The sequence below is a fragment of the Mesorhizobium sp. B2-4-13 genome, from assembly GCF_006658535.1.
Classification (GTDB): Bacteria; Pseudomonadota; Alphaproteobacteria; order Rhizobiales; family Rhizobiaceae; genus Mesorhizobium; species Mesorhizobium australicum.
The window spans coordinates 235,281-262,122 of record NZ_VFVB01000006.1; the positions used below are offsets into that span (position 1 = coordinate 235,281).

Below are 26,842 nucleotides of genomic sequence, written 5' to 3' on the forward strand. Positions count from 1 at the left end.
GTTAAGCCGGACCCCTCTTTGTCCCTCAGCCCGCCGGTCCGGCACCGGCAAGCGTCTCTCCGGTGATCATGTTGATCACCGCATCGGGACTTGTCTTGTTGCGGGCGACATCGCCCGCCACGACGCCTTGCCGGATGACCACGATCCGGTCGGCGACCTGAAAAGCCTGCTGCATGATATGGGTGATGATGACGACGCCGATGCCCTGGCTCGCCACCTGGCGGATCATTTCGAGACCGCGCCGGGTTTGCTCGACGCCAAGTGCGGCGAACGGCTCGTCGAGAAGCACCAGCTTGCCGCCCCAATGCACGAAGCGGTTCAGCTCGATGGCCTGCCGCTGGCCGCCCGAGAGATGCTCGACATTGGTGCGCAGTGAAGGAATGCGGGTCCCGGCGCTGGCCAGCGCCTTGCCGACGACGGCTTCCATGGCGCGCTCGTCGAGCACCGGAATGCCGAGCACCTTTCTGGTGATCTCGCGGCCCATGAAGAAATTGGCCACCACATCGACATTGGTGCACAGCGACAGGTCCTGGTAGACGGTCTCGATGCCTGCCGCCTTGGCTTCCGCCGGGGACCGGGCCAGGAATTCCTTGCCCTCGAACAGCATGCGGCCGGAGGTCGGTTCGAGACCGCCAGCTATGATCTTGACCAGCGTCGACTTGCCGGCGCCGTTGTCGCCGAGCAGCGCCACCACTTCGCCCTTGCCGATGGAAAAGCTGATCCCCTTCAGCGCTTCGATCGCGCCGTAGTTCTTGGTCACGTTGTCGAGCACCAGCAGGGGTTCGCTCATGCGGCAATCTCCCTGCCCGAAAGTATGTCGCGGCCGCGCTCGCGTTCGGCGGCGAACATCTGCCCGAAGCGTGGCGACAACACCCCTGAAACGGCGAGCGCCGCCGCGCCGCGCAGCACGGCATGCTGGCCGCCGCTGGCGACGATGACGCGCGGCGTCTTGCGGTCCGCGCGGGCCGAAACCGAATTGTGCAGCGGTTCGGCCGCGTCCGCCAGGCGCTCGAGCAGTTCCGATGCCGCCAGGCCGCCGAGCACGACCGTCTCTGGATCGAAGAGGTTTTCGATGATGGCGATGGTGTTGCGGAAGATCGGGCCGACTTGCGCCACCCAATCGGCGTCGCTGCCGGCCCGGCGGCCCCGCGCCTCGAGCGAGAGATAGCGCTCGAGGCAGCCTCGGTTGCCGCAGGGGCAAAGCTCGCCATCGGGGACCACGGGAATGTGGCCGATCTCGCCCGCATTGCCCCAGGCGCCGCGCAGAACGCTGCCGTCATGCATCATCGCGCCGCCAAGCCCGACGCCGAAATAGAGATAGTAATAGTCGGAATGGCGGGCTCCGATGCCATAGAGCCGCTCGCCCATCGCGGCCGCGGCCATGTCGCTCTCGAAGAACGCCGGCAATCCTGTCGCGGCCGTCAGCCGCTCACGCAGCGCCACATGCTTCCAGCCGGTCATCGTGGTCGGGCCGACAAAGCTCATGGAGTCCACATCGAACGGGCCGGGAAGCGCCATGCCGACGCCGATGACGCGGCCGCCGGGCCGCTTGCCCGTCAGGTCGCGGACCATGGCGCCGATCTGGTCGAACGCGTGATCGGGCGTCGCGTTGGACGCTTCGCGGCGTGAACTCTCGATAACGTCGCCGCTGAGATTGATCAGCGCGGCGTCTATTCCAAGCGGCGTCAGGTGGATGCCGACGGCATAGCCGCCTTCCGGGTTGATGCGCAGCGTTGCCGGTGGCAGACCACGCCCCTTCGGCTCTTCGCGCACGGACAGGATGTAGCCCTGTTCCTCCAGTTCGCGAACGATGGTCGACACGGTCTGCACGGTGAGCCCGACGTGCCTGGCGATGTCGCCGCGTGCAATCGGGCCATGACGGCGGATGGACTCAAGCACGATGCGCCGATTGTATGGCCGCCCGAACTCCTGATTGGTCCCCCGCAATGCCATGCCTTGCGCCCCCACTTGACGTAAGGTTCGCATCAAATATTTATTCAGTCAAATGGAATTCAAAAATAATCCGGAAGCTGAGGAGCCGCGATCCTATGGCGGTTTACGGCGTGCGGGATATCGCATGACGGGGAGAGGTGTGCTCGACCGGGACCGACGGCTCCGGATTCAGCAAGCGAGCGGCTGATCTTGCTAGAGATACTGGGCGACTTTCTTGCCGACGGTCAGGAAGCGCAGCGGATCGATCGCCTCGCCATTGTGACGCACTTCATAGTGCAGATGCGGGCCGGTCGAGCGCCCACTGCTGCCGGTCTTGCCGATGACGGCGCCGGCGTCCACTTTCTCGCCTACCGTCACGTCGATCTCGCTGAGATGTCCGTAACGCGTGGCAAAGCCATTGCCATGGTCGATCTCGACCATGCGGCCATAGCCGCCATTCCAGCCGGCCTTGGTGACGATGCCGGGCGCGGTGACCTTGGCCGCCATGCCGATCGGCGCCCTGAAATCCATGCCCGAATGCAACGCGGCCGTGCCGAGAATGGGATCGGTGCGCACGCCGAACGGACTGGTGACGGAGTGGCCAGGGGCAGGGTTTGCAAGCGGCAACCGGCGCGCTTCCTTCTTGAGGTGATCGAGCGTATCCAGCGCCTCGTCCAGTTCCTTGACCTTGCTGTCGAAGATCATCGACGAGTCGAGCGGAATCAGCGGTCCGCCGACATCGCTTTCGTTCTTGCCGAAATCACTGTCGACCGGCAGTCCGGCCGTCTGCAGCGCCTGCTGGATGGCATCGGCGCTTTTGTAGGCGTTGTCCGCGAGCGTGTTGATGCGGCTGAGCTGTTCATTCTCGATGGATTTCAGCGACTGGTTGATCGAGACGAACAGCCTGTCGGCGCGATCGGCGGCTGAGTCGCTGGGCAGCGGATCGGTGCGGGTCGACCACAAGGAGAAGGGCCTTGTGTCGGCGGTGCCGAGGTCCGCGCCCAGGCTGGCAACCGCGTAGTTCCGCGCTGGCTGGCTGATGCTGCCGGTCACCTCGGCGCGCTTGTCCGGCTTGGCGGGCGCGGCCGGATCTTCGGCGGGCACCGTTCCGACATCACCTTCGGCGCGTTCGAGCAGTGGGCCGAGACGGCCATGCCGCTGGCTGAGCTGCGTCTGGCGCTCGAGCAATTCGCTGACTTTGGTCTCCATCAGTTGCTGGTCGAGCAACTGCCTGCTGGTGATGCGGTCGACCTGGGCGCGAAGCGCCGAAATGCGGTCCTCGTAGGCCTGCTGCATGCGCGCCTGGCGCGCCGTGGTGGCGCCGATCAGGTCGTCGCGCAGCACGAGATAGGATGTGGCCAGGAGGTAGCCGATGGCAATGGCGGCGAGTGCTGAACCGATGAATGCCGCCAGCCAGGGACGGATCGTGAAGTGCCTGATCTCGTTGCCCCGGGCGATGATGATCGTGTGCGGTTCCTTGCGCCTGCCGAAGACTGCGGACTGACCGGTTGCGTTCACGGGACCAAGCTTTCGTTACGACACCACGACCGCCTGATTACACATTATTAGGGTTAACAAAGGCTTGCCGTATCGGCAGCGCGACGCCGAATGCACGCAATGCAGGCGAGAGGTTGCATGGAAATCGCCAGCTACGGCCGCTACGTCGCGAAATCGTTGGCGAGGAGCACCAATGTTCCGCCAGCAGCGGTCAGTCACGCGCTGAGCAAGCTCCAGGTTTCTTAACTGTATTCGATTGCATTTAATTGACTCTTTTCGAGTAAAGACCTGCTGGTATTTCGGATTCACCGTGGCGGTAGGAATGCTGGACGACCTGGTTGGCAAGATCCTCGACAAGATTTCGGGCACCAGTCTGCTGGCGACCGGGCTTTTGCTGCTGACGACCCTTGTCAGCGCGCTCGTGGCCTATTGGCGCACGGTCGAGGAGAAGAGCTGGAAGGAATTTTTCGAGTTCGTCGTCCCCCATGAGGTCATCACCCATCCCTCCGCGAAGGCCGACCTGCTGTTCTGGGTCACCAGGAAGGCCCTGATGCCTTTCCTGATGCTGCCCGCCGGAATTGTCTTCGTCACGGCGGTGGGCTACGGGACCAACTGGCTGTTTTCGACACTGTTCCAGTTTCAGCCGCCTCTGATCGAGGGGCCGGCAGGACCGGTGACGGTGCTGATCTTCACCATCAGCATGCTGCTCGCCTACGACATTTCCTATTATCTCTATCACGTCGCCCAGCATCGCTACCCCCTGCTTTGGGAACTGCACAAGGTGCATCACTCGGCCGAGGTGCTGGTCGGGATCACCAAGGACCGGGTCCATCCGCTCGACGAGTTGATGAACCGAGCCTGGGACGGGCTTATCGTGGGGCTGTGCTTCGGCATCTGGTCGCTGATTTCGCTGAACCTTGTCGAACTGACCGTCTTTGGCGTTAACGTCTATGTCATGCGGAACATCCTGATGATGGATTTCGTCAGGCACACGCATTTCAAGATCTCGTTCGGCCCGCTCAACAACTTGATCCTGTGTCCTCATTGGCACCAGCTGCATCACAGCGTCGATCCGCGCCACTACGACAAGAATTTCGGGCTGCTCTTCTCGTTCTGGGACCGGCTCTTCGGAACATTGTGCGTGCCGAGGCCCGACGAGGACTTCAAGTTCGGACTGGTCGACCGCGATGTGCGCGACTACCAGTCGCTCGCCGGCCTTTATGTCATGCCGCTGAAGCGGATGTGGGGTCATGTTGCCAGGCGCATCCGGCCTGGAAAGCGACAGCCACGGACTGCGCGACCATCGGAAGGGACACGGCCATGAACGCTCCCGTCACGCTCTCCATCCCGCGGACACGCACCTTCGAAATCGTGACATCGGCGGTGCGCCTGGCCGAGATCGCACCGGCCTGGAGCGCGCTCTGGCAGCGGGCTGGCGGGCTTGTCTTCCAGCATCCCGACTGGATCGCGGCCTGGTGGCGCACCACCCCGCATCAGGAGCGGCGCGCCCTCAGGATTGGGCTTGCCTGGAACGGCGACCGGCTCGAGGGCGTGATAGCGCTCGCGACCTTCAGGCGCTCCGGCATCCGCATGCTCGAATGGGCGGCGAAGGATCACAGTGACTATGGCGACGCGCTGGTTGCACCCGACAGCGACCCGCAGGCGATCTCCCGCCTTTGGCAGCATGTCTTCGATCAGGGCGGCTTCGACCTGATCTACCTCAACCGTCTGCTGCCGGATGCCGGGGTTCATGCCCTGCTGCACCCGGCCCATGGCAAAGCGCTTCGGCCCAACCACCGCGGTGAAATCAGCTATCGTGTCACTGGTCCCTGGCAGAGTGGGGCGGAATGGTTCGAGACGTTGTCGAAAAAGGGCCGGCAGAACTATCGTCGCGGCCGCAAATTCATGGAAGAGAGCGGCGCATTGCGTTTCCGCCTCCTGGATGCGGATGACCCGCGCGAGCCGGTGCTCGAGCGGGTCGCGACGCTGAAGCGGCTCTGGCTCGTTCGGCATGGCCGCGCTTCGGATCTGTTCGATGAGGGCTCGCCGGTTCTCGCCGCGCTTATTTCCGTGCTGGCCGACCTCGGGCTGTTGCGCATTTTCGTGCTGGAGCTTGACGACACGATCATCGCGGTCTCGATCAACTTCGAGCAGCACGGCACGATGATGGCTTTCGTCACCACCTACGATCCCGAACACGAGCGCGCCTCGCCGGGTATGGTGCTGATGATGGACTATATCCAGTGGTCGCTCGACCGTGGCCTTGCCACGATTGATTTTCTCTGCGGCGGCGAGGATTTCAAGCGCCGCTTCGCCACGCAATCAGTCGCGCTGTCGTCGATGATGGGTGCGCGCGGCTTGCGCGGTCATCTCGCCGCACTGGCCGATCATGTGGACCATGTTTCGAAGTCCTGGAAGACCCGGCGGCAGCCGAAAGCCGACGCGGTGCCTGACGAATAGCGCCACGATCGTCGTTTGCGTCGTGTGCTTTGGCGACGCTCAAAGCGCGCGAACGGCTTCCAGAACGGCCTCGGCATGGCCCTTGACCCGGACCTTGCGCCAGATCTTGGCGATCCGTCCGTCACGGCCGATCAAGAATGTCGCGCGCTCGACGCCCATGTATTTGCGGCCATACATCGATTTCTCGACCCACAGGCGGTAGGCCTCGATCACCTTGCGCTCCTCGTCGGCGGCAAGATCGATGGTTAGATCGTATTTCGATTTGAACTTGTCGTGTTTCTTGGCGCTGTCTGGCGACAGGCCGATGACGACAGCGCCGGCCTTCTCGAATTCCGGCTTCAGCCGCGAGAAGCTGATCGCCTCTTGCGTGCAGCTTGTCGTGTCATCCTGAGGATAGAAATAGAGCACGACTGGCTTGCCGGCGGATGCGGCCAGGCTGAGCGATCCGCCGCCGTCCCGCGGCAGATCGAATTGCGGCGCGGGATCGCCTACTTCGAGGTCAGCCATATCGATGCCCTTGTTTGAGGTTACGCGCGAAGCCACACCGATATAGTGTCGACCGGGGATTCGTCCACGAGCGAGTTTGTACAACGGAAGATTGCGTGGATCAGGAGCAACCGCAGCACGAGAAGATCCGGTTCAGGCGGGACGAAATCACCGACCTGGGCGCCCTGCCGTCCGCGTGCCGCGTCCCGCCTCTTGGCCAGGCGGCGATCGGCCGCGGCTTTCGCATCCTTTCGCGCGTGTTTGCCGGCGTGGTCGCGTTCATGCTGCTGGCCGCGACGGCGGTCTATCTCATCGGCCTTTCCGGCATTGGTTCTGACCGGCTGCGCGTCGAGGCGGAGAGCGCCATCGAGAGGCTGGCGGGCGTCGACGTCAATGTCGCTGTCGGGCCCGCCCGCATCACGCTCGACAGTTCGAGCTTCGTGGCGCTGCAGGTGAGCGATGTCAGCCTGAAGACATCGGACGGCAAACCCATGGCCGATGCCGGGCGTGTGCGCTTCGGCATCCGCCTGGTGCCGCTTTTGTGGGGCGAGGTGCGGCTGACCAGCGCCAGGATCTCCGATGCCCGCATCGTCATGGCGGCGATGCCGTCCGGCGGCGACTGGACGGCGGCACTGCGCAACGAGAACGGCCTCGTCGATCCGGAGAAGCTGTCGGACGCGGTGTTCGGCTACATCCATCGTGCGCTCGACGCCGTGCGGGAAGATTCGATGCGCCGGATCGATCTCAGCAATGTCGAGTTCGTGTTGCCCGACGCTGGATCGATCAAGCTGGTCAAGATCGCCGACGCCACCGTGGTTCAGTCGGGGCCGGGCGGCATGGAGTTCACCTCCGACGCGGACGTCGACGGCAGGACAGTCACCGTTGTAGCTTCCGCCACCCGTAACATCGCGGCGCATCGGGTGACGGCGTTGGATGCCAGCATCAATCTGGCGGATGCCGGCGCCACCGCTGCCGGCTCCGGCAAGCTTGGTGCCGTCGCGCTGAAGTTGACAGGATCGGAAGGGTCAGGTGCCACCGCATCACGCTTGACCGCCGCCCTTTCGTCCACCGGGTCCGTGCTGGATCTTGGCACACGCGGGCTGCTGCCGGCGGATGCCGATGTCAATGCGACGCTTGTCTATGGCTCCAACAAGATCCAGGTCGACAGGCTGCTCTTGAAAACCGGCAGGTCTTCATTCGATTTCGGCGGCTCGATCGGGCCAAAACCAGCAACCGGGGTGGCTGGTGAGGAACCCTCCTACCGTTACGATCTGACCAGCGACGGTTCGACCCTGGCGCCATCGGAATCGCCTGAGCCCGCGCTGATGTTCCTGGCGCGCATCGCCGGCGTCTACCAGCCGCAAAGCCATAAACTGGTGGCCGAGCAGATCGCGGTTCGGTCCGCCGGGAGCAGCGAGGTGCTTGGGACCGCGGCTGTGGAATTCGTCGAGGGCAAGGCTCCCGGGGTCAATCTGGCGCTCAACATCCATGACATGCCGGTCTCGCACGTCAAACAGCTGTGGCCGTGGTTTTCGGCGCGCAATGCGCGGCTCTGGGTGCTGAACAATCTGTTCGGCGGCCGCGTGGTCGACGCCAGCCTCCAGTTCCAGGTGGTGCCGGATCGCCTCGGCAATGGCGTGCCGCTTTCCGCCGACGAGGTCTTCGGCCGTTTCCAGATCGAAGGCGCGCGTTTCGACACTGCCGGCCGCATCCCACCGATCCGCGACGCGGTGGGCGTGGTCGGATTCCACGGCAACGACGTCGACGTATCCTTGTCGTCGGGCACCGTCTTCATGCCGAGTGGCCGCACGGTGGCGGCCAGCAATGGCACGCTGACGGTCAAGGCCGCCAACCGTCCGCCGGTCATCGGCGCACTCGACATCGATGTCGAGGGGGAGGCGCCGGCCGTCGCCGAGCTTGCCTCCTACGAACCGATCAACGCCATGCGCCATGTCGGCATCCTGCCTGAGGATCTTTCCGGCAGCGTCACCGGCCACGTCAAGGCGGATATTCCGCTGCAGTCGGGCGTCGATACGGCGAAGCTCGATTGGCTGGTGTCGCTCGACTACACCGGCCTGTCCCTGGCCAAGCCGTTCGAGGGGCAGGCCGTGACGGACGCGGACGGCTCGATCACGGTCGACCCGCAAAAGGCTGTCATTTCGGCCAAGGCATCGCTGAACGGCATTCCGGCCGAACTCGATCTCGTCGAGCCGTTGGTGGATGACGGGCCGGCGCGCAGCCGCAAAGTCGCCCTTGTGCTCGACGACAAGATCCGCGCCGCCGCCATGCCCGGCCTGACGCCGCTGCTTGGTGGAACGGTGAAGGTCGCGATCGACAAGAGCGGCAGCGGCAACCAGAACGTTTCGGTCGACCTGACCAATGCCAGGCTGGACATTCCCTGGGCCGGCTGGAGCAAGGGGGCGGGGGTTCCCGCCAGCGCCACCTTCGTCATGACCAAGGCCGGCGACACCACGACGCTGTCCGACTTCGACCTCGGTGGCAAGACATTCTCCATCGATGGCGGCATCGTGCTGGTCAACGGCGCGCTGTCGTCGGCCAAGTTCAGCAGGGTCACCCTGAACCGGGGCGATGATGTTTCCGTGTCGGTGAAGCGATCGGGCAAGGGCTATGCGGTCGGCATCAATGGCAATGCGCTTGATGCTCGTTCGTTGATCAAGCAGTTCACGTCCGATGTGGACACCGCGACCAAAACGACAGGAACAGACAATATTTTAGTCAGTGCGGACGTCAATCAGCTCACCGGTTTCCACGACGAGCAGCTCTCCAACCTGAAGCTCGACTACAGTGCGGCCGGTTCGCGAGTGAACGGACTGAAGGTCAGCGCGACGGCAAGTTCGGGTGCCGCCATCGCCATCAGCAACACCACCGGCGACGGCAGGCGTTCGCTCAATGTGCAGTCGGCGGACGCCGGCGCCATCCTGCGGTTCCTCAACATCTATGAGCACATGGAAGGCGGATCGATCACGCTGGCGCTGACCGGGGCCAACGACGGGCCGATGAAGGGCAAGGTCGACACCAGCAACTTCTTCATCGTCAACGAACCCAAGCTCGCCTCCATCGTCTCGACCACGCCGGCCGGCGACAGCCGCAGCCTCAACCAGGCGGTGAAGGGCAAGCTCGACACGTCGCGGGTGAAGTTCGAGCGCGGCTATGCCGAAATCGACAAGGGCAGCGGTTATCTGCGGCTGACCAATGGCGTGCTGCGCGGCCCGCGCATCGGCACGACCTTCCAGGGCATCCTCTACGACCAGAACAACAATATGGATATGACCGGCACCTTCATGCCTGCCTACGGTCTCAACCGCATCTTTGGCGAATTGCCCATCGTCGGCGCGCTTCTGGGCAATGGCCGCGACCGCGGCCTGATCGGCGTCACCTACCGCCTCAGGGGCAATGCCAACAAGCCCGTGCTCGACGTCAATCCGCTGTCGGTGATCGCTCCGGGGATATTCAGGTCGATCTTCGAGTATCGCTAGAGCGAAACGGTTTTCCGCCCGGAATTGCCTCAAGACAAATAGTTGGAGCCGTTTCCGGGAAACGGCTCCAAGGGCCTTAGGCCGGCCTGACCAGGATGTGTTTTTTCCTGCCCAATGAAAGCTTTATAACGTTTTCCGGACTCAGATCCTGAAGCGTCACCAGCCGGCGGTCGTCGCCGACCGGCTGGTCGTTCAGGCGCACGGCGCCGCCCTGGATGTGCCGCCGTGCCTCGCCATTGGATGATGCCAGCCCGGCGCTGACCAACAGCGACAGGATGCCGACACCGGCTTCGAGCGCGGCCTTGTCCGCCTCGACGGCCGGCAAAGTGTCGGCGAGAGCGCCTTCCTCGAAAGTCTTTCGCGCCGTCTCGCTGGCCTGTTCGGCGGCCGCGCGGCCATGCAGATGGGCGGTAATCTCGGTCGCGAGGATCTTCTTTGCCTCGTTGATCTCGGAGCCGCCCAGCCGCTCGAGCCGTGCGACCTCGTCCAGCGGCAATGTGGTGTAGAGTTTCAGGAACCGGGCAACGTCGGCATCCTCGGTGTTGCGCCAGTACTGCCAGAACTCGTAAGGGCTCAGCATCTGCGGATCGAGCCAGACCGCACCCGACGCCGACTTGCCCATCTTGGCGCCGGACGAGGTGGTGAGCAGCGGCGTGGTCAGCGCATAGAGTTGCGCATCTTCCATACGGCGGCCGAGATCGATGCCGTTGATGATGTTGCCCCATTGGTCGGAGCCGCCCATCTGCAGGCGGCAGCCGAGGCGCTTGTAGAGTTCGACGAAATCATAGGCCTGCAGGATCATGTAGTTGAATTCGAGGAACGAAAGCGATTGCTCGCGATCGAGCCGCAACTTGACGGAATCGAACGCAAGCATGCGGTTGACGGAAAAGTGCCGGCCGACATCACGCAGGAAATTGACGTAGTTGATCTCCATCAGCCAGTCGGCATTGTTGACCATGACCGCGTCGTTCGGACCACTGCCGAATTTGAGGTAGGGCATGAAGTTGCGGCGGATGCCGGCAAGATTGCCGTCGATGTCTTGCGGCGTGAGCAGCTTGCGCGCCTCGTCCTTGAAGGAGGGGTCGCCGATCATCGAGGTGCCGCCGCCCATCAGCGCGATCGGCCGATGGCCGGTCTGCTGCAGCCAGTGCAGCATCATGATCTGGATCAGCGAGCCGGCATGCAGGCTCCTGGCGGTGGCGTCGAAGCCGATATAGGCCGTCACCGTCTCCTTGGCGAAGAGTTGATCGAGACCGGCATCATCCGAGGTCTGGTGGATGAAACCGCGCTCGCTCATCGTGCGCAGGAAATCGGATTTGAAGGCAGGCATGGTTTTTTCCCGAAAGCGTGTGCCCGTCCAGCGCGGGCATATGTGAACGCGCGCGTTTAGCACCCAAGCGCGATCAGCAAAAGTGGAATCCGGTTTTGCGTCGGATCGCGCGCCAACAAGGAGTCCGCGATCAGCAAAAGTGGAATCCGGTTTTGCGCCTGATCGCGCGCCAAAGAGGAGTCTACGATCAGCAAAAGTGGATTCCGGTTTTGCGGCCGGCGCGGATGGCATTTGCGAATCCTTGCCTCATCCATGCCGCTGGCGTAATGAGGCGCCGCGCAAGGGCAGCGCCCGCACGCCGCGACGGGGTCGTCCCGCAGATCAGATCCGGAAAGCTCCCGCGATGAACAGAAACTACCTCTTCCTCTTTCTGTTCAGCTTGGTCATGAGTTTCAGCGGCTTGGCGAGCCTTCCGCCGATCGACCGCGACGAGTCCCGCTTTGTCCAGGCGACCAAGCAGATGGTCGAAACCGGCGACTATATCGACATCCGCTTCCAGGATGTCTCGCGCTACAAGAAGCCGATCGGCATCTACTGGCTGCAATCGGCTGCCGTCGCATTGAGCGGCGAGGGCGCGGCCGCACCGATCTGGGTGTACCGCCTTGTCTCGATGCTCGGAATCGCGCTCGCTGTCCTGGGCATCGGCTGGACGGGCACAAAATTGTTCGGCGCCAATGCCGGCCTTGCCGCCGGCCTGATGATGGCGGCGATCTTCGCAACCGCGTTCGAGGGACGCGACGCCAAAACCGACGCCATGCTTCTGGCCTGCTGCGTGGCCGCGCAGGGCGCGCTGGCGCAAGTCTACCTGGCGTCGCGCCGCAACGAGCCGGTGGCCGGCCATCTGCCGTGGATATTCTGGTTCGCGCAAGGCGTCGGGATCCTCATCAAGGGACCCGTGGCCCCGCTTCTGTCACTGCTGACGGCGGCCGCGCTGTTTGCTTTCGAACGCGACTGGCGCTGGCTTTTGAAGCTGAAGCTCGTGCGCGGCGTCGCGCTCGTTTTGCTCATCGTGCTGCCCTGGGTCGCTTTTATCGGCTGGAAGAGCGGCGGCGCCTTTTTTCAGGAAGCCGTCGGCAAGGATATGCTGAACAAGGTCGCATCCGGAGAGGAATCGCACGGCCTGCCGCCCGGCTTCTACATGCTGACCTATTCGCTGTTCATGTGGCCGTTCGGCCTGATCGCGGTCGGCGCCGGCCTGCAGGCCCTCAATCGTGTGCGCGACGATTTCAGGCTGCGCTTTTGCCTGGCATGGTACATTCCGTTCTGGCTGGTGTTCGAACTCATCCCGACCAAACTGCCGCATTACGTCCTGCCGGCCTATCCCGGCATGGCGCTGCTGATCGGCTGGCTGCTGACGTTGTCGCCGCAGGACGCCAATGCGCCGCTCAAGCGCTGGCAGCAGTGGTTGTGGTGGTCGACCGCGTTCGGCCTGGTGGTGGTAAGCCTCGGGCTGGCGGCGGTCTGTATCGGGGCGCCGATCTACCTTACGCACAGTTTCTCGTGGTGGAGCATTCCTGCGGCAGCGTCAGCGCTGGGCGCCGGTTATCTCGCATTCTCCAGGCAGTTGCAGGTGCCGCTGCCTCGCATTGGAGCCACCGCCGCCTGCGCGGGCATCACCTATGCCTTGCTGTTCGGGGTCATCGCGCCGTCGCTGAAGCCGATGTGGCTGAGCCCGGCGATCAGGCAAGCCGTGCTTGCCAACCAGGCATGCGACACAACGGTGCTGGCCTCGGCGCGGTATCAGGAGCCGAGCCTGGTGTTTCTGGTCGGCACGAAAACGGTGCTGACCGATGTCGGAGGCGTGGCGGAGCACCTGCTCGCCGATCCTGCCTGTGCCTTGGGGCTGGCCCCGATCGGGGATGAGCAGAAGCTGAATGGCATGCTGTCGGCCCGAGGCAAATCGGTGAGCCGCGTCGCTGAAATCGATGGCCTCAACTATTCGTCGGGAGACAAACTGTCGCTTGGCCTTTATCGTGTGGCCCAATGACGGCTGGGTCGATGACAGAGTCCAGTTTCCAATGCTCGTGAAATCACGCCCGCCAGTTACCAGCTCCCCCCTCGGGATAGGACGCCGGTCCCTCGGCAATTTTCGCGACACCCTGCGGATCGCAAGGCGGCGCCTCGCCGTTCGGCCCGCTCGCTATCCCAACATCTCATGGTGGGCTTGGGGACTGGTCTGGGTCTTTCTGACGGCAGCCGCCTTTGTTCGTCTCGATACGCCGGCGGGGGTAGCTCATGGCCAATGGTCGGCGGGTGCTGCCAGGCTTGCCGAATTCTTCACGCAGTTCGGACTGGGCGGCTGGTATCTCATCCCGTCCGCGCTTCTGCTTGTCGCGGCCAATCTGACAGATTGGCGAAGCCTTTCGCGGCGCGCGCTGATGCTGGTCTACAGTTGGACTTGTCTGGCTTTTCTGGTGCTGAGCGCCGTTGGCCTGTCGGGCCTGACCGTCAATGTCTTGAAATACGCCATTGGCAGGGCGCGCCCGCTCTACTTCCAGGATTTTGGCGTCCTTGCACTGCACCCCTTTGCCTTCGATGCGCGCTTTGCCGGCTTTCCGTCCGGCCACGCCACGACGATGGGCGCCGTCTTCGGTATCCTGCTGCTTTTGTTTCCGCGGCGTTGGTATATCGCCCTTGTGGTGACGGGCTGCATCGCCTCGACCAGGGTCTTCGTCGGCGCGCACTATCCAAGCGACACCGTCGCCGGCTTCGGCCTTGGCTGTGCCTTCGCGCTGGCGTGCGGACTGGTCTTTGCCAGGCTCGGTTTCATCTTCCGGCCGGCAGCTTCAGGATTGCCGGTCCGCAAATCATCCTTCCGGCTTATCGCCCCGGAAAAATAAGCTGCCGGACCGTACCGCAGCATATGGCGAGGCGGACATTGCCCGCTCATAGCCCCACGAACACGCCTGGCCAGATGTCTTAACGCAGCCGCTTCGGCCTCGGATCGGACAATTCTCCCGCCAGCCGTCGATCGAGATAATCGGAGCATTCCTCGATCAAGAGATCGGCGTCGTTGGCGAAAAAGTGGTTGGCGCCGGGCAGGGTCTTCTGCGTGATGGTGATGCCCTTCTGCGTATGCAGCTTGTCGACCAGGCCCTGCACATCCTTCGGCGGCGCCACCTTGTCGGCGTCGCCATGAATGATCAGGCCCGAAGACGGGCAGGGCGCCAGGAAGGAAAAATCATAGGTGTTGGGCTGCGGTGCGATCGAGATGAAGCCCTCGATCTCGGGCCGGCGCATCAGCAGCTGCATGCCGATCCACGAACCGAAGGAATAGCCGGCGACCCAGCAGCTCTTGGAATCCGGATGCAGCGACTGCACCCAGTCGAGTGCCGCCGCCGCGTCCGACAACTCGCCGGTGCCATGGTCGAACTCGCCCTGGCTGCGGCCGATGCCGCGAAAATTGAAGCGCAGCGTGGTGAAATCACGCTTCTGGAACATGTAGAAGAGGTCGTAGACGATCTTGTTGTTCATCGTGCCGCCGAACTGCGGGTGCGGATGCAACACGATGGCAATCGGCGCGCTCTTTTCCCGCGAGGGCTGGTAGCGTCCCTCCAGGCGGCCGGCCGGACCGGTGAAAATGACCTCAGGCATGAAATACTCCACGTGACATACAAGTGCGCGGTGCCCGGAAAACTGTTCCTCTGGCCGCGCTTCCACAGACCTTGACGCAGGGCGAGCGTCTTCATAGAAGCTAGTTTAGAATTGTTCAAAACTGGGTGGCCGAAACGCAATCGCCCGGTCGCCCTCGCCGCAAGCCGCGTAAATAGGACGGCTTGCCTTGGAATTTCAAGGAAATAACGCCATACGTCGGCGGAATGGCTTCTGACGGGAAGAACTGGACAAAAATGGCCGCGAGACGCGCCTATCTCGACTATAATGCCAGTGCGCCGCTGCTTTCAGCGGCGCGCGAGGCCATGGTCGCGGCGTTTGATGCGGCCAACCCTTCTTCGGTCCATGCCGAGGGGCGCGCCGCGCGTAGGCTCGTCGACAATGCCAGGCGCGACGTGGCGGCACTGGTCAACGGCAAGGCCGAACATGTCGTCTTCACTTCGGGTGCGACCGAGGCCGCCTCGGCGCTTCTGACGCCGGACTGGCGGATGGGGCGCGGCGCCATTCGCATGAGCCGGCTCTACGTGTGCGAGGCCGACCATCCGTGCCTGCTGAATGGCGGACGTTTCCCGGCAAGCCAGGTAACGCGGATCGGTGTCGACGCCGATGGCATCGTCAACCTCGACGCCTTGACCGCGCCGCTCGCCGGCCACGACAAGGCCGATGGTCTGCCGCTGGTGGCGATCCATGCCGCCAACAACGAAACCGGCGTCATCCAGCCGATTGGTCGCATTGCCGAAATCGTCAAGGCGGCGGGCGGCATTCTTGTCGTCGATGCCGTGCAGGCCGCTGGCCGGGTTTCGATCGACATGGCGGCTGGATACGCCGACTATGCGATTGTGTCCTCACACAAGATCGGCGGCCCCAAGGGCGCCGGCGCCATCGTCGCCGCGGCCGACCTGATGATGCCGACGCCGCTGATCAATGGCGGCGGCCAGGAAAAAGGCCACCGTGGCGGCACCGAGAACCTGCCTGGCATTGCCGGGTTTGGCGCCGCTGCACGAGAAGCCCTGGCCGGACTGAAGGCCGTCGGTGCCGTGCGGCAGCGTCGCGATGAGACCGAAGCCATCCTGAAGACGCTGGTGCCGGACGTGGAAATCTTCGGAACGGGCGCGCCAAGGCTTGCCAACACGACATTCTTCGCTATTCCCGGCGTGAAAGCCGAAACCGCCCAGATCGCCTTCGATCTGGCAGGCGTGGCGCTTTCCGCCGGATCCGCCTGCTCGTCGGGCAAGGTCGGGCCGAGCCATGTGCTGAAAGCCATGGGGCACGGCGACAGCCTTGGCGCCCTGCGCGTCTCGGTCGGTGCCGCGACCGCCGCCGAGGACATCGAACTGTTCCGCACCGCGCTGGCAAGCATTGCCGCGCGTCGGGCGAGTAGAGAGAAGGCCGCCTAGCGGTTGGAGCATCGGACCGGAGAATCCGATGCTTGAGAAAAACGGATTTGGGCCTTTCGGCCTGGTAGAGCCGTGCGTTTCATGCTGGCCGGGTGAATTTCCGGTGGAGGCGCACTATATTGAACTTACGCTGCCGCGGATGCTGCTCGGGCGTCCATTTGGCGGTGCCATAGTTTGAAAACTGTCGGGCCTTGACCCCGGCGTGGATGGAGAACGCTTATGCCTGCTGTGCAGGACACGATCGATCGGGTCCGAAAGATCGACGTCGACCAATACAAATACGGATTCCAGACCGAGATCGCCGTCGACAAGGCTCCCAAGGGCCTGAGCGAAGACATTATCCGTTTCATCTCGGCCAAGAAGGACGAACCGTCCTGGATGCTGGAATGGCGCCTCGAAGCCTATCGGCGCTGGCTGACGCTGGAAGAGCCGACCTGGGCGCGCGTCAACTACCCCAAGATCGACTTCCAGGACATCTACTATTACGCGGCGCCCAAGAGCACGCCCGGACCGACTTCGCTCAGCGACGTCGATCCTGAGATCTTGAAAGTCTACGAGAAACTCGGCATTCCGTTGAAGGAGCAGGAGATCCTCGCAGGCGTCCAGAAGACCGACGCCTCGGAGTTCGAGGAAGCCAGCGACAACGTCTACAAGTCGGGCCGCGTCGCCGTCGACGCCGTGTTCGATTCCGTGTCCGTCGTCACCACCTTCAAAAAGGAACTGGCGCAGGCCGGGGTCATCTTCTGCTCGATCTCCGAAGCCATCCGCGAGCATCCCGAACTGGTGCAGAAATATCTCGGCTCTGTCGTGCCGACCTCCGACAATTACTACGCCACACTGAATTCGGCCGTATTCACGGACGGGTCCTTCGTCTTCGTGCCGAAGGGGGTGCGCTGCCCGATGGAGCTGTCGACCTATTTCCGCATGAACGAGAAGAACACCGGACAGTTCGAGCGCACGCTGATCATCGCCGAGGAGGGGGCCTACGTCTCCTATCTCGAGGGCTGTACGGCGCCGCAACGCGACGAGAACCAGCTTCATGCGGCGGTGGTCGAACTGGTCGCGCTCGACGATGCCGAGATCAAATATTCGACGGTACAGAACTGGTACCCCGGCGACGCCGAGGGCAAGGGCGGCATCTACAATTTCGTGACCAAGCGCGGCGACTGCCGTGGCGACCGTTCGAAGATTTCGTGGACCCAGGTCGAGACCGGCTCGGCAATCACCTGGAAGTATCCAAGCTGCATCCTTCGCGGCGACGATTCCTCGGGCGAATTCTATTCGATCGCGGTGTCGAACGGCTACCAGCAGGTCGATAGCGGCACCAAGATGATCCATCTCGGCAAGAACACGTCGAGCCGCATCATCTCCAAGGGCATCGCCGCCGGCTTCTCGCAGAACACCTATCGCGGTCAGGTCTCAGCGCACCGCAAGGCGACCAATGCCCGCAATTTCACCAACTGCGACAGCCTGCTGATCGGCGACCAGTGCGGCGCCCACACCGTGCCCTACATGGAAGCCAAGAACTCGACGGCGCAGTTCGAGCATGAGGCGACGACGTCGAAGATTTCCGAGGACCAGAAATTCTACGTCATGCAGCGCGGCATCCCCGAGGAGGAAGCCATCGCGCTGATCGTCAACGGCTTCGTCAAGGACGTCATCCAGCAACTGCCGATGGAGTTCGCTGTCGAGGCGCAGAAGCTGATCGGCATCTCGTTGGAAGGCTCGGTGGGCTGACCAGCCCAGATAAATATTCAGGAAACAAAGAATGCTTGAGATCAAGAACCTGCATGCTCGCATCGTCGATGACGGCACCGAGATCATCCGCGGCCTGAACCTGACGGTGAAAGCCGGCGAGGTCGCCGCGATCATGGGCCCGAACGGCTCGGGCAAGTCGACCCTGTCCTACATCCTTGCCGGCCGCGAGGACTATGAGGTGACCGAGGGCGACATCCTCTACAACGGCCAGTCGATCCTCGAAATGGATCCGGCCGAGCGCGCTACGTCAGGAATTTTCCTCGCTTTCCAGTATCCGATGGAGATACCGGGCGTCGCGACCATGGAATTTCTCAAGGTGGCCATGAACGAGCAGCGCAAGGCGCGTGGTGAAGAGCCGCTGAAAATCCCGGAATTCCTCAAGCGCGTGAAGGAAGCCGCCGCCTCGCTCAGCATGGACATGGCGATGCTGAAGCGGCCGCTCAATGTCGGCTTCTCCGGCGGCGAGAAGAAGCGTGCCGAGATCCTGCAGATGAAGCTGCTGGAGCCGAAACTCTGCGTGCTCGACGAGACCGATTCCGGCCTCGACATCGATGCGCTGAAGATCGTCTCCGATGGCGTCAACGCGCTGCGCGCGCCGGACCGGGCGTTCCTGGTCATCACCCACTACCAGCGCCTGCTCGAGCACATCGTGCCCGACAGCGTGCACGTGCTCTACAAGGGCCAGGTCATCAAGTCGGGCGACAAGTCGCTGGCGCTCGACCTTGAAGCCAATGGCTATGCCGGCGTGATCGGCGAAGCCGCGTGAGATGCCAGGTCATTTTGTGCCAAAAGACGGGACAAAGCTGATGAATATGCACACACAACCGCAGCGCACACCGGCCGAGACAGCGTTGATCGACGCGTTCGGCGACCGGCTGTCGCTGTTGCCGGGGGACGGCGCGGTGATGCTGAAGCGCGACGATGCCATCGAAGCGATCAAGCACGGCTTGCCGACGCGACGCATCGAATCCTGGCATTATACCGACCTGCGCCGCCTTTTGAACGCGGTGCCGGAGTTCGACCCGGCCGCCACGGCGAAAGCCATTGCGCCAATCGTCGACGGTTCGACGGTTCTAAGCTTGTTGAACGGCGTATCGAGTGCCAAGGCGCCAGTTGTCGAGGGCGTCAGCGTCCAGCGCCTGTCGGAAAAGCTGATTGACGGCAGCATCGCGCCGGGCCTCGATCCCTATGGCAATGACGATGCCATCGGTGCGCTGAACACGGCTTTCGTCGCCGACGGCTACTTTGTCGACATCGCCGATGGCGCCGAACTGGAAAAACCGATCGAGTTGCAGAATTTACAGGCCGGCGGCCAGACCCATGTGCGCTTGGCCGTTCGCGTCGGCGCCGGCGCCAAGGCCGTCATCGTCGAGCGTCAGGCGGGCGAGGGCGCGGCGCTGACCAGTTCGGTCAGCCAACTCGTGCTCGGCGAAGGTGCTGAGGTAACGTGGCTGATCGTGCAGGAGCAGCCGGAGACGGCGACGCATCTGGCACAGTTAAAGGCCCATATCGGCAAGAACGCGAAACTGACGCTGTTCGTCATGAACGCCGGCGGCAAGCTTGTGCGCCAGGAGATTATGGTCAGGACGACAGGTGAGGGCGCCGACTTCCAATTGCGCGGCATCAACCTGCTCGCCGGCGACACCCACACCGACGTGACCATGGTGCTCGACCACGCCGTGCCGCACACGACCTCGACGGAGATCGTCCGCAACGTGGTGACGGGCAAGGCACGTGGCGTCTTCCAGGGCCGCATCAACGTCCATCAATATGCGCAGAAGACCAACGCCAAGATGGCCTGCAACACGCTGTTGCTGTCCGACGATGGCGAGTTCTCGACCAAGCCGGAGCTCGAAATCTTCGCCGATGACGTCGTCTGCGGCCACGGCGCGACGGTGACCGAGATCGACCACGACCATCTGTTCTACCTGATGGCGCGCGGCGTCGACGAAAAGAGCGCACGCGGTCTGCTGGTCAAAGCCTTCGTCGCCGAGGTGATCGAGGAACTGGACGACGAGACGATTGTCGAGGCGCTGGAAGCGAAGCTCGACGAGTGGTTTGTGACGCACGGGTGAAGCTGATGAACGCACCGGGCAAGATTGGAGATTTCTACGACGTCGAGGCCATCCGCCGCGACTTCCCGATCCTGTCGCGCGAAGTCTACGGCAAGAAGCTGGTCTATCTCGACAATGGCGCCTCGGCGCAGAAGCCGCGGGTGGTGTTGGACACGATCCAGCACGCCTATTCCCAGGAATACGCCAACGTCCATCGCGGCCTGCATTTCCTTTCCAATGCCGCAACCGACGCTTACGAAAAGGCGCGGGAAACGGTGCGCCGCTTTCTCAATGCGCCAAGCACCGACAACATCGTCTTCACCTCCAACACCACCTCGGCGATCAACACCGTCGCCTATGGCTATGGCATGCCCAATATCGGCGAGGGCGACGAGATCGTGCTGTCGATCATGGAGCACCACTCCAACATCGTGCCCTGGCACTTCATCCGCGAGCGGCAGGGCGCCAAGCTGGTCTGGGTGCCGGTCGACGATCTCGGCGTCTTCCATATCGAGGAATTCGAAAAGCGGCTGACCGATCGCACTAAACTCGTGGCTATCACGCAAATGTCGAACGCGCTGGGCACGGTGACACCGATCAAGGAGATCGTGCGCATCGCGCATGCGCGTGGAATTCCCGTGCTCGTCGACGGCAGCCAGAGCGCGGTGCACATGCCGATCGACGTGCAGGATCTCGACTGCGATTTCTTCGTCTTCACCGGCCACAAGGTCTATGGCCCCTCGGGCATCGGTGTCCTCTACGGCAAGAAGGATAGTCTCGCCGGCATGCGGCCTTTCATGGGCGGCGGCGAGATGATCGAGGAGGTGACGGAAGACATCGTCACCTACAACGAGCCGCCGCATCGCTTCGAGGCCGGCACGCCGCCGATCGTCCAGGCGATCGGACTGGGCGCCGCGCTCGACTATATGGACGCTGTCGGTCGTGAGCGCATCGCCGCGCATGAGGAAGACTTGAAGACCTACGCCCACGAGCGCCTGCGCGCCATCAACTCGCTGCGCATCTTCGGCGATGCGCCCGGCAAGGGCGCCATCATCTCCTTCGAGCTGCAAGGCATTCATGCCCATGACGTGTCGATGGTGATAGACAGGCAAGGCGTGGCGGTCCGTGCCGGCACCCATTGCGCCCAGCCGCTGTTGAAACGTTTCGGCGTAACCTCCACATGCAGGGCATCGTTCGGCATGTATAATACCAGGGCGGAAGTCGACGCTTTGGCCGAGGCGCTTGAAAAAGCGCGCAAATTCTTCGGATGACGATTTTTTTCGGGTGACGACCATGGATGATGTGAGCACCACCACCGAAGCTACGCCGGAAAACTCCGGTAACGGCGTCGTTTCCGCCTCGGCCATTCCCGCCGATGAACTGGCGCGGCTGACCGACGACATCGTCTCGGCGCTGAAGACGGTCTACGACCCGGAAATCCCGGCCGATATCTACGAGCTTGGCCTCGTCTACAAGATCGACGTCGAGGACGACCGCTCGGTCAAGATCGACATGACGCTGACCGCGCCTGGCTGCCCGGTGGCCGGCGAAATGCCCGGCTGGGTGGAAAATGCCGTCGGTGCCGTCGAGGGCGTCTCCGGCGTCGAGGTCAACATGACTTTCGATCCGCCCTGGACGCCCGACCGCATGTCCGAAGAGGCGCAGGTGGCGGTGGGCTGGTACTAGCGCCGCACCTGGCACACTTGCGCCAGTGGTAAAACTTCACCATTTTAGGTGAGGAATCATTCGGCAGGCCTTTAACCTGCATGGAATGGAGAAGGAAAAAACATGGGACGCTTTGCCGTCATCACGATGACCGATAAGGCCGCCGAGCGGGTGCGCGAGATCGTCGCCACGCGCGAAAACGCGCATGGCATCCGCCTTGGCATCAAGAAGGGCGGCTGCGCCGGCATGGAATACACGGTCGATCTGGTGACCGAGCCCAACACCAAGGACGACCATATCGAGCGCGACGGCGCCCATGTCTATGTCGCGCCGGAAGCCGCCCTGTTTCTGTTCGGCACCGAGATGGATTTCGAGCAGACGACGCTGCGCACCGGTTTCACCTTCCACAACCCGAACCAGAGTTCGGCCTGCGGCTGTGGCGAATCGGTCGAACTGAAGCCGGCCGATCTCAAGGCGCTGGCCGAGGCACGCGCTTCAGCCTGATCTTTCTTCGCCCCGTAGACGGGGCGAAGAAAGCTACTCCACCCACATACCCGTCCGCTTGTGCCAGTCCGCGATCGATTCCTCGGGATAGACGTCGAACGTCTTGTCGCCTTTGCCGATCTCAGGCTCGACCCAGTTCGCCTTGTATTTCAGCATCAGATGCACTTTTTCGGGTGGTTTCGGCAGGTCGCTGTCGATCGCCGAGGCGAAGGGATGCACCAGCTCCGGCCAGGTTGGGTCGTAGAGCCAGAGCGCCGACCCGCATTTGCGGCAAAAATTGCGCTCCCCGGTCGAGATCTCGCAGTGGGGATGCTCGTCATCCTCGATCTCGGCGCGATAGACGCCGAGATTGCTCTTGCCCCTGATGTTCAGCGTCTCGTAGGCGGCGCCGAGATTGATGGCGAAACCGCCGCCGCCCTGCTGCTTGCGGCAGATCGAGCAGTAGCACAGCATGAACGGCACAGGCGTGTGGCTTTCCACCTCGAAACGCACGGCGTTGCAGCGACAGGACCCCTTGAGCAGCACAGGCATGGCAAAAACTCCGACAGGATAGCCACAACCTGTCAGCATGATTTTGGTTGCGGCGATGACAAGGCCAAATGCCGGTGACATGATCGCGGCATGGACAATGAGCGCATCGCGGAACTGTTCGAGGGCCTCGGTCCGGTCAGCATCCGAAAGCTATTCGGCGGCAAAGGCATCTATTTCGATGGCGTCATCGTCGCCATCGTGCTGCGCGGCGAATTGCTGCTGAAAGCCGACGCGCAGAGCGCATCGGAGTTCGAAGCCGCGGGCTGCCGGCAATGGACCTACACCGGCTCTCGCCACGGCAAGCTTGTCGCCATGCCCTATTGGAGCATTCCCGACAGCGCTTTCGACGATCCCGACGAAATGACGGTGTGGGCGCGACGCGCCTACGAAGCTGGGCGGCGGGCGGGGAAGTAGGGTCCCGCCAGCGCGAGGCCACCCCTCATCCGGCCGCTTCGCGGCCGCCTTTTCCCCGGCGGGGAGAAGAGGTTTGCGTTGAGGCCGCAAGTTCCTCTCCCCTCGGGGAGAGGTCGGATTGCCCCGAATTGCTCTTTGCAATTCGGTCTTGGTAATCCGGGTGAGGGGGACTTTCTTGGCAGTCCCTACAGCGCCTTGGCGATCTCAGCCGCCAGCCTTGCATTGTTCTCGACCAGCGCGATGTTGGTCTTCAGGCTGCGGCCGCCGGTGAGTTCGAGGATTTTTCCCAGCAGGAACGGCGTCACGGCCTTGCCGGTGACGTTGAGGGCTTCGGCCGCCTTTTGGGCGGCTTCGATATAGCCCGCCATTTCTTCAGCGGGGATTTCGTGGGATTCCGGCACGGGATTGGCAATCAGCATGCCGCCGCCCAAGCCCAGAGCCAGGCGTGTCCGGTAGAAATGCGCGATATCTTCCGGTCCGTGCAAGGTCAATGGCGCCCGGAACGGTGACTGCCGCGACCAGAAGGCCGGCATCGTCTCGCAGCCATGGCCGACCACGGGCACGCCGCGCGTCTCCAGCACTTCCAGCGTCTTTTCGATATCGAGGATCGCCTTGGCGCCGGCCGAGACGACGATCACCGGTGTACGCGCCAATTCATCGAGGTCGGCCGAGATGTCGAAGCTCTTTTCCGCCCCCTTGTGCACGCCGCCAATGCCGCCGGTGGCGAACACTTTTATCCCGACCATGTCAGCCGCGATCATGGTGGCGGCGACCGTGGTGCCACCGGTGCGGCCCTGCGCGACGGCGAAGCCGAGATCGGCGCGCGACAGCTTCATGGCGTCACCGGTCATCGCCAGCGATTCGCGTTCGCCGTCCGAAAGCCCGATCTTGATGCGGCCGTTCACCACCGCGATGGTTGCCGGCACGGCGCCGCCGTCAGCGATGATCTTTTCGACGTTGGCCGCCATGGCGCCATTGTCGGGATAGGGCATGCCATGGGTGATGATGGTGCTTTCGAGCGCCACCACCGGGCGCCCGGCGGCCAGGGCCTGCGCCACCGGTGCGTGGATATCGATGAAGGGGCGGGCGGTGTCTGGCGTCATCTCTGATCTCCAATCCGGAGTGCGGCGCATCCATCAGGAAAGCGTAGCTTCACCGCGCGTTATGAACTTGCCGGGTCTCATGCCACTTCCCTGGCATCCGGCACAAGGGCCAGCGCTTCCGCGAAGCTCGCCGCGGTGAATTCGGGCACCGCGTCGGCGCTTTCGATGGCCAGCGTTGCCGCGGCGACGCCCTCGCGCACGGCGTGGCGCAGCGGCTGGCCCCGCAGCAGTGCTGCGACCGTCGCACCTGCCAGCGCGTCGCCGGCGCCGGTGACATCGGCGACTTTTCTGGGGGCAGGCGGCAGGATCGAAAAGGCGCCTGTCTCATCGAAACCCAGCACAGGGCCGCTGCCGGCCGTGACCACGCCGCTGGCAAGGCCGCTGCACCGCAACCCGTCGACCATTTCCCGCTCGGCGGCCGCTGCATTGACACCGGCCAGCACGACGGCCTCTCGCCGGTTCATGAAGAGCTGGGCCAGCCCGCCGAGAACCGGTATCAGCCGCGTTACCTTCGCCGGCGAAATCGCGATGGCGAAAACCGGTTTGTCGGCGGCGAGCGACAGCAGCCGCTCCAGGGCGGCCGACGGCAAATTGGCGTCGCACAGGATGGCATCGGCGGCGGCCACCTCCTGGCGTATCTTGGAACGCCTGATCTGCTTGGGAAAAGCCAGGTCGTACAGTGCCATGTCGGCAAAGCCGACGATCAATTCGCCCTCGCGATCGATCAATGCCGTGTAGCTCGGCGTGGTACGGTCGAGGAACACCGCCGAAAGATCGGCGATGCCTGCCTCGGCGATGGCCCGTGAAACCGTATCGGCCGACGCATCGCCGCCCCGCATCGACACCAGGGAGGCCGACACGCCGCGCCGCACCATGCTGCGCAACGCATTGAAGACGCCGCCGCCGATATCCTCGCGCATCGTGCCGGGATTGGAGGCTGCCGGCACGTAGGGACCGTACACCTGGCCACGCCGGTCGATATGGGCGCCGCCCACGGCCAGGATCTTCGGAGATTCCACCATGGTGGCGATATGACCTTTGTTGTTGCGGCCGCACAAGCGCTAGAGTGCGCGACAGAGCTTCGCATGCTGGTCGGCGATTCGGTCGAGCGATACGATCGAGCCGTCTGGCCCAATGCGGAGCCCGTTCGTGCCAGGGTTTGCGAGACAAAAAAAGAACAAACCGCGATATCCTTTGTTTTTCAGTTGGTTGTCACCCCTTGCGAAATGAGAACAAAAAAGGTACAAAATGGCAGGGATCACGGATTGTCCGGCCTTCATTGACGACCAAGGGGTGATGTATCATGGCTCAGAATTCTTTGCGGCTGGTAGAGGATAAGGCAGTGGACAAATCAAAGGCTCTGGATGCGGCGCTGTCGCAAATCGAGCGGGCTTTCGGCAAGGGCTCGATCATGCGGCTCGGCGCCAACGAGCAGGTCGTCGAGATCGAAACGGTGCCGACCGGCTCGCTCGGCCTCGACATCGCGCTCGGCGTCGGTGGCTTGCCGCGCGGCCGTATCATCGAGATTTACGGGCCGGAAAGCTCCGGCAAGACGACCCTGGCCCTGCACACCGTGGCTGAAGCCCAGAAGAAGGGCGGCATCTGCGCCTTCGTCGATGCCGAGCACGCGCTCGATCCGGTCTACGCCCGCAAGCTCGGCGTCGATCTTGAGAACCTGCTGATCTCGCAGCCCGACACCGGCGAGCAGGCGCTGGAGATTTGCGACACGCTGGTGCGTTCCGGCGCCATCGACGTGCTGGTGGTCGATTCGGTGGCGGCGCTGACGCCGCGTGCCGAGATCGAGGGCGAGATGGGCGATTCGCTGCCGGGTCTGCAGGCCCGCCTGATGAGCCAGGCGCTGCGCAAGCTGACCGCGTCGATCTCGCGCTCCAACACCATGGTCATCTTCATCAACCAGATCCGCATGAAGATCGGCGTCATGTTCGGTTCGCCCGAAACCACGACCGGCGGCAACGCGCTGAAATTCTACGCTTCGGTTCGCCTCGACATCCGCCGTATCGGCTCGGTCAAGGATCGTGACGAGGTCGTCGGCAACCAAACCCGCGTCAAGGTGGTCAAGAACAAGTTGGCGCCGCCCTTCAAGGTGGTCGAGTTCGACATCATGTATGGCGAGGGCGTCTCCAAGACCGGCGAACTGGTCGACCTCGGCGTCAAGGCCGGCGTGGTCGAGAAATCGGGCGCCTGGTTCTCCTATAATTCGCAGCGTCTCGGCCAGGGCCGCGAGAATGCGAAACTGTTCCTGCGCGACAATCCCGATACCGCGCGCGAGATCGAGCTGGCGCTCAGGCAGAATGCCGGATTGATCGCCGAAAAGTTCCTCGAAAATGGTGGCTCCGAGGGCAATGGCGAAGACGGTTTTGAGGACGAAGCCGGCGCGATGTAGGCAACGGTCAGAATTTGGCCATAAATCCAGACTATTAGTCAATGCTTAAGTAACAGAGTTCTGTAGTACCGCGTTCCAGACCGCCGGCCTTCGCGCCGGCGGTTTTCGTTTGGGCGGCCCCGCAAGTGCCGGTGCAAAGCGCGAATTGGCCCAATTCCGTGTTTCTGGACAGGGTCAAGAGCTACGGCTAAAAGGCCA

General features: G+C 63.0%; 24 protein-coding genes. 15 read left to right on the forward strand and 9 right to left on the reverse strand.

Annotation, left to right across the window (positions count from 1 at the left end; all coding sequences use genetic code 11):
* Positions 1 to 25: 25 nt before the first annotated feature.
* From FJ936_RS18390 to FJ936_RS18400, 3 genes are all read right to left on the reverse strand, one after another.
* Entirely contained in the window at positions 26 to 790 is a 765-nt protein-coding gene (locus FJ936_RS18390) for an ATP-binding cassette domain-containing protein (protein WP_015318182.1), read from the reverse strand.
* A complete protein-coding gene (locus FJ936_RS18395; protein ID WP_140717488.1) occupies positions 787 to 1,953 on the reverse strand; it encodes an ROK family transcriptional regulator in 1,167 nt (388 codons plus the stop codon). Before FJ936_RS18395 ends, FJ936_RS18390 begins: the two co-directional genes overlap by 4 nt.
* 192 nt (positions 1,954 to 2,145) lie before the next feature.
* Positions 2,146 to 3,450: a M23 family metallopeptidase gene (locus FJ936_RS18400; protein ID WP_140617014.1), complete on the reverse strand. Its 1,305-nt coding sequence runs from the start codon at positions 3,448 to 3,450 to the stop codon at positions 2,146 to 2,148.
* A gap of 301 nt (positions 3,451 to 3,751) precedes the next feature.
* Between FJ936_RS18400 and FJ936_RS18405 the strand changes: the two genes are divergently transcribed.
* Both FJ936_RS18405 and FJ936_RS18410 read left to right on the forward strand, forming a co-directional pair.
* Positions 3,752 to 4,753, forward strand: a complete 1,002-nt coding sequence (locus tag FJ936_RS18405) for a sterol desaturase family protein (protein WP_141906845.1) — start codon at positions 3,752 to 3,754, stop codon at positions 4,751 to 4,753.
* Positions 4,750 to 5,889, forward strand: a complete 1,140-nt coding sequence (locus tag FJ936_RS18410; RefSeq protein ID WP_015318178.1) for a GNAT family N-acetyltransferase — start codon at positions 4,750 to 4,752, stop codon at positions 5,887 to 5,889. Before FJ936_RS18405 ends, FJ936_RS18410 begins: the two co-directional genes overlap by 4 nt.
* A gap of 39 nt (positions 5,890 to 5,928) precedes the next feature.
* Here the strand turns inward: FJ936_RS18410 and FJ936_RS18415 are convergent, their stop codons facing one another.
* Positions 5,929 to 6,396, reverse strand: coding sequence for a peroxiredoxin (locus FJ936_RS18415; RefSeq protein ID WP_015318177.1), 468 nt, complete (start codon positions 6,394 to 6,396; stop codon positions 5,929 to 5,931).
* 95 nt (positions 6,397 to 6,491) lie between these two features.
* Here FJ936_RS18415 and FJ936_RS18420 point away from each other — a divergent pair, with 95 nt between their 5' ends.
* Positions 6,492 to 9,872 (forward strand): DUF3971 domain-containing protein, encoded by a 3,381-nt coding sequence (locus FJ936_RS18420; protein WP_140787584.1) that lies wholly within the window; start codon positions 6,492 to 6,494, stop codon positions 9,870 to 9,872.
* A gap of 76 nt (positions 9,873 to 9,948) precedes the next feature.
* Here FJ936_RS18420 and tyrS read toward each other — a convergent pair whose 3' ends face one another.
* Positions 9,949 to 11,202, reverse strand: coding sequence for a tyrosine--tRNA ligase (gene tyrS, locus FJ936_RS18425; RefSeq protein WP_140787582.1), 1,254 nt, complete (start codon positions 11,200 to 11,202; stop codon positions 9,949 to 9,951).
* A 343-nt stretch (positions 11,203 to 11,545) separates the two neighbouring features.
* On the opposite strand from tyrS, the gene FJ936_RS18430 reads away from it, so the two are divergent.
* Entirely contained in the window at positions 11,546 to 13,189 is a 1,644-nt protein-coding gene (locus FJ936_RS18430) for a glycosyltransferase family 39 protein (protein WP_140787580.1), read from the forward strand.
* A gap of 31 nt (positions 13,190 to 13,220) precedes the next feature.
* Positions 13,221 to 14,042, forward strand: a complete 822-nt coding sequence (locus tag FJ936_RS18435; protein ID WP_140787578.1) for a phosphatase PAP2 family protein — start codon at positions 13,221 to 13,223, stop codon at positions 14,040 to 14,042.
* Between the two features lie 79 nt (positions 14,043 to 14,121).
* Here FJ936_RS18435 and FJ936_RS18440 read toward each other — a convergent pair whose 3' ends face one another.
* The gene (locus FJ936_RS18440) at positions 14,122 to 14,796 is read right to left on the reverse strand and encodes an alpha/beta hydrolase (RefSeq protein WP_015318172.1); all 675 of its coding nucleotides are present in this window, start codon (positions 14,794 to 14,796) and stop codon (positions 14,122 to 14,124) included.
* Between the two features lie 254 nt (positions 14,797 to 15,050).
* Between FJ936_RS18440 and FJ936_RS18445 the strand changes: the two genes are divergently transcribed.
* The 8 genes from FJ936_RS18445 to sufA all read left to right on the forward strand — a co-directional run bounded on the left by FJ936_RS18445 (position 15,051) and on the right by sufA (position 22,192).
* Complete coding sequence (locus tag FJ936_RS18445; RefSeq protein WP_140787576.1) at positions 15,051 to 16,211, forward strand: cysteine desulfurase family protein; 1,161 nt, start codon at positions 15,051 to 15,053, stop codon at positions 16,209 to 16,211.
* 28 nt (positions 16,212 to 16,239) lie between these two features.
* Entirely contained in the window at positions 16,240 to 16,389 is a 150-nt protein-coding gene (locus FJ936_RS30530; protein ID WP_181171053.1) for a hypothetical protein, read from the forward strand.
* A 41-nt stretch (positions 16,390 to 16,430) separates the two neighbouring features.
* Positions 16,431 to 17,948 carry a Fe-S cluster assembly protein SufB gene (gene sufB / locus FJ936_RS18450; protein WP_140617008.1) on the forward strand — a complete coding sequence of 506 codons (1,518 nt, stop codon included), beginning with the start codon at positions 16,431 to 16,433 and terminating at the stop codon, positions 17,946 to 17,948.
* Between the two features lie 31 nt (positions 17,949 to 17,979).
* Complete coding sequence (sufC, locus tag FJ936_RS18455) at positions 17,980 to 18,735, forward strand: Fe-S cluster assembly ATPase SufC (protein WP_015318168.1); 756 nt, start codon at positions 17,980 to 17,982, stop codon at positions 18,733 to 18,735.
* A 40-nt stretch (positions 18,736 to 18,775) separates the two neighbouring features.
* A complete protein-coding gene (gene sufD, locus FJ936_RS18460) occupies positions 18,776 to 20,044 on the forward strand; it encodes a Fe-S cluster assembly protein SufD (protein WP_140787572.1) in 1,269 nt (422 codons plus the stop codon).
* A gap of 5 nt (positions 20,045 to 20,049) precedes the next feature.
* The gene (locus tag FJ936_RS18465) at positions 20,050 to 21,294 is read left to right on the forward strand and encodes a cysteine desulfurase (RefSeq protein WP_140787567.1); all 1,245 of its coding nucleotides are present in this window, start codon (positions 20,050 to 20,052) and stop codon (positions 21,292 to 21,294) included.
* A 22-nt stretch (positions 21,295 to 21,316) separates the two neighbouring features.
* On the forward strand, positions 21,317 to 21,709 hold the full coding sequence (locus tag FJ936_RS18470; RefSeq protein WP_140787565.1) for an SUF system Fe-S cluster assembly protein: 393 nt from the start codon (positions 21,317 to 21,319) through the stop codon (positions 21,707 to 21,709).
* Between the two features lie 102 nt (positions 21,710 to 21,811).
* On the forward strand, positions 21,812 to 22,192 hold the full coding sequence (gene sufA / locus FJ936_RS18475) for a Fe-S cluster assembly scaffold SufA (protein WP_140787563.1): 381 nt from the start codon (positions 21,812 to 21,814) through the stop codon (positions 22,190 to 22,192).
* A 33-nt stretch (positions 22,193 to 22,225) separates the two neighbouring features.
* On the opposite strand, the gene FJ936_RS18480 is transcribed toward sufA, so the two are convergent.
* Positions 22,226 to 22,723 (reverse strand): GFA family protein, encoded by a 498-nt coding sequence (locus tag FJ936_RS18480; protein WP_015318163.1) that lies wholly within the window; start codon positions 22,721 to 22,723, stop codon positions 22,226 to 22,228.
* Positions 22,724 to 22,813: 90 nt separating this feature from the next.
* Here FJ936_RS18480 and FJ936_RS18485 point away from each other — a divergent pair, with 90 nt between their 5' ends.
* A complete protein-coding gene (locus tag FJ936_RS18485; RefSeq protein ID WP_015318162.1) occupies positions 22,814 to 23,137 on the forward strand; it encodes a TfoX/Sxy family protein in 324 nt (107 codons plus the stop codon).
* Between the two features lie 185 nt (positions 23,138 to 23,322).
* On the opposite strand, the gene FJ936_RS18490 is transcribed toward FJ936_RS18485, so the two are convergent.
* The gene (locus FJ936_RS18490) at positions 23,323 to 24,240 is read right to left on the reverse strand and encodes a pseudouridine-5'-phosphate glycosidase (RefSeq protein ID WP_140787560.1); all 918 of its coding nucleotides are present in this window, start codon (positions 24,238 to 24,240) and stop codon (positions 23,323 to 23,325) included.
* Positions 24,241 to 24,317: 77 nt separating this feature from the next.
* A complete protein-coding gene (locus FJ936_RS18495) occupies positions 24,318 to 25,262 on the reverse strand; it encodes a carbohydrate kinase family protein (protein WP_141906846.1) in 945 nt (314 codons plus the stop codon).
* Between the two features lie 281 nt (positions 25,263 to 25,543).
* On the opposite strand from FJ936_RS18495, the gene recA reads away from it, so the two are divergent.
* Positions 25,544 to 26,644 (forward strand): recombinase RecA, encoded by a 1,101-nt coding sequence (gene recA / locus FJ936_RS18500; protein WP_140787554.1) that lies wholly within the window; start codon positions 25,544 to 25,546, stop codon positions 26,642 to 26,644.
* Positions 26,645 to 26,842 lie beyond the last annotated feature (198 nt).